The sequence below is a fragment of the Paenibacillus sp. 01T442 genome (genome assembly GCF_056398345.1).
Map to the genome: position 1 here is coordinate 1 of NZ_JBFTPF010000179.1, position 2,363 is coordinate 2,363.

The 2,363-nt window shown below is 39.3% G+C and carries 4 protein-coding genes; 2 read left to right on the forward strand and 2 right to left on the reverse strand.

The features are described 5' to 3' along the window. Nucleotides 1-221, forward strand: a 221-nt coding sequence (locus AC1DLM_RS35155) for a Dabb family protein (RefSeq protein ID WP_477572598.1), incomplete at its 5' end; no start/stop codon positions are given. Between the two features lie 217 nt (nt 222-438). Here AC1DLM_RS35155 and AC1DLM_RS35160 read toward each other — a convergent pair. After that, nucleotides 439-1,200 carry an SDR family oxidoreductase gene (locus AC1DLM_RS35160; RefSeq protein ID WP_441992666.1) on the reverse strand — a complete coding sequence of 254 codons (762 nt, stop codon included), beginning with the start codon at nt 1,198-1,200 and terminating at the stop codon, nt 439-441. Nucleotide 1,201: 1 nt separating this feature from the next. Beyond that, nucleotides 1,202-1,612 (reverse strand): MerR family transcriptional regulator, encoded by a 411-nt coding sequence (locus AC1DLM_RS35165; protein WP_441992664.1) that lies wholly within the window; start codon nt 1,610-1,612, stop codon nt 1,202-1,204. 512 nt (nt 1,613-2,124) lie between these two features. Between AC1DLM_RS35165 and AC1DLM_RS35170 the strand changes: the two genes are divergently transcribed. Then, a complete protein-coding gene (locus tag AC1DLM_RS35170; RefSeq protein WP_441992665.1) occupies nt 2,125-2,292 on the forward strand; it encodes a hypothetical protein in 168 nt (55 codons plus the stop codon). Nucleotides 2,293-2,363 lie beyond the last annotated feature (71 nt).

Consider the following 2,363-nt stretch of genomic DNA (forward strand, 5'->3'; position numbering starts at 1 on the left):
CGTTTCGGGATCGTATCCCCGGGATATTTGATATAAGTGCAGGCATCAACGTAACTGAAGAAAYGGAAAATATTAAGGGCTATACTCTCGGATTACGGGTAACGTTTGAAGACCTTGCGTCGCTGCGTTCATATGGTCCGCATCCCGTTCATCAGGAATTTGTTAAAKCGYTGGATGGTATACTGGAAAATGTTATTGTAGTTGATTACCCATTGGTTTAAGCAACCAATACGAGGCTRCCGGTATAGATCGGCAGCCTCGTTGCGCTAACGGATAGTTTAGTTGAATTAGGAATGGGTAACTATAAAAAAGCAAAACTCGCCAACACTACGGCGAGTTTTGCTTTTTTATATGCCAACGCGAAGTCAAAACAACTGCCATTTTGATAAAATTTCGGGAAAAACCTACACAATGGTAGCAGCTTTTTCGTAAGCGTAGTTATTCAATTAGGTTTTTCGTGGCCTTATACAGATTTTCCACGTATACATCTACTTCATCTCGTGACATGCGTAAGCGATTCACAGAAGTACCATATCCAATTTCCTTTTCACCCTCTTCTAATCCTTTGAAAATTCCATCTGCGAAGGCATCTAATGGTTCTCCTTGGGTATGCACCCCCGCTCCACCTAAATTTGTATTCACTGCTGGAGGAGCAACTTCAATTACTTCTACAGACGTTTCAGAAAGTTGGTGTCTTAGACTCATTGTAAATGAATGAAGCGCCGCTTTTGATGCTGAATAAATCGGAGCAATCGCAAACGGTGTAAAAGCTAACCCAGATGTCACGTTGATGATAGTCGCCTCTTCTTTTGTTGCAAAAAATGGAGCGAACATCATAGAGAGATGGAAAGGTGCTTCAAGGTTGGTTGTGATTTCTTTACTGAAATAACTCCAATTGTTCTTCGCATCCCCTTTTAACACATTAAAGCGTTGTTGGATCCCAGCATTGTTAACTAACACATTCACTTCTGGATAGTTCGCTGTTACCCAATCAAATAATGCTACACGCTCGGATTCAATATCCAAATTACTTATACGAGTAATAAGGTTAGGGGATTTTTCTTTTGCATTTTGAAGTACATCTTCACGTCGTCCACAAACAATGACTTTATTTCCAGCTTTGATAAAACGCTCTGCAAAAGCTAATCCTATTCCAGTACTTCCGCCTGTAATAAGTATTGTATTTCCTGAAAGTTTCATTCTAATTCCTCTTTTCCAATATTTTTTCATCTTCTCTTGCTTCTTTTCTTTCCTGAGTATACTTTGTATAACGTGTAATTTTTACGTCAATTCCTTTTAAGGCTTCTTGCATTAGTGAAATTTCAGCTAGTACAACTTGCTTGTGATTCTTCATCATTTCAAGTCGCAATTCAGTGGTACTATCTCCCTCTACTACCCAATCAACATATTGTTTGATTACACTTATTGGCATATGCGTGTTTTTTAGATAAATAATGATTCCAAGGAACGTAATTTGATCTTCTGAAAATAACCGCCTCCCAGCTTCATCACGCTCAACTTTTGGTAGTAGTCCTTTTTTTTCATAATAACGTATCGTTGATTCTGGAATATCGAGTTTGGCTGAAACTTCGCTAATTGAATAATACTTCATCTGGAGGCCTCCAAATTTTATATTTCATGTCGACAGGAATATGATACGACTTAAACCATGGTTTAAGTCAACGAAAAAATTTTAGTTTGTCGAAGGCTAAAAAAATTTGCTTGCCGGTACTTTCTTGGAAGTACCCTGATGTGACTCCATTTGGTGAGAAACTTTTTTTAAATTTAGGTTTATCTCCGTGGTCTCGCAGTCATTCGGTTTTATATTATGTGGGCATCTTATCGAGCATCCTATTCTTATGCGGCCTTATGAAATTAAGGATGTCTTTAAAAAAACGGCAGGGGATCAAAATTCTTGCTGTTTTGATTTTATCTTTTTGGATTCCTCCATATATTATTACCGGCTATCAGACCCTCTTTGCTGAAGGAATTTACACCTTAGAGTTGAAGCACGCACGGCAGGTTAAGTCGGCGACTGTGCGAAGTGAACGGGAAGCCTAAGAAAAAAATGCTATCCAATGAACCAGACGAATAGCAATGGCTTATCAGGTGAAGGTGCTGGGTATGCTCAGAACGCGTTCGAAAGATACAGTGTGCCCAAAGAAAGAAATGCTGCAAATTGATTGCAAGTTGAATCACGTTGGTGAGCCGTATGCCTTAGTAGGGCACGTGCGGTTCGATAAGGGGGGAGCCATGCAAATGGGTCCCCTACTTGATTTGTTATTGAACTAAAGTGCAGGCTTCTTCAATGGTTTCGTCGAATACTCAAATGTGTTCTTTTTCCAACGAAAGGAGAGTTATTA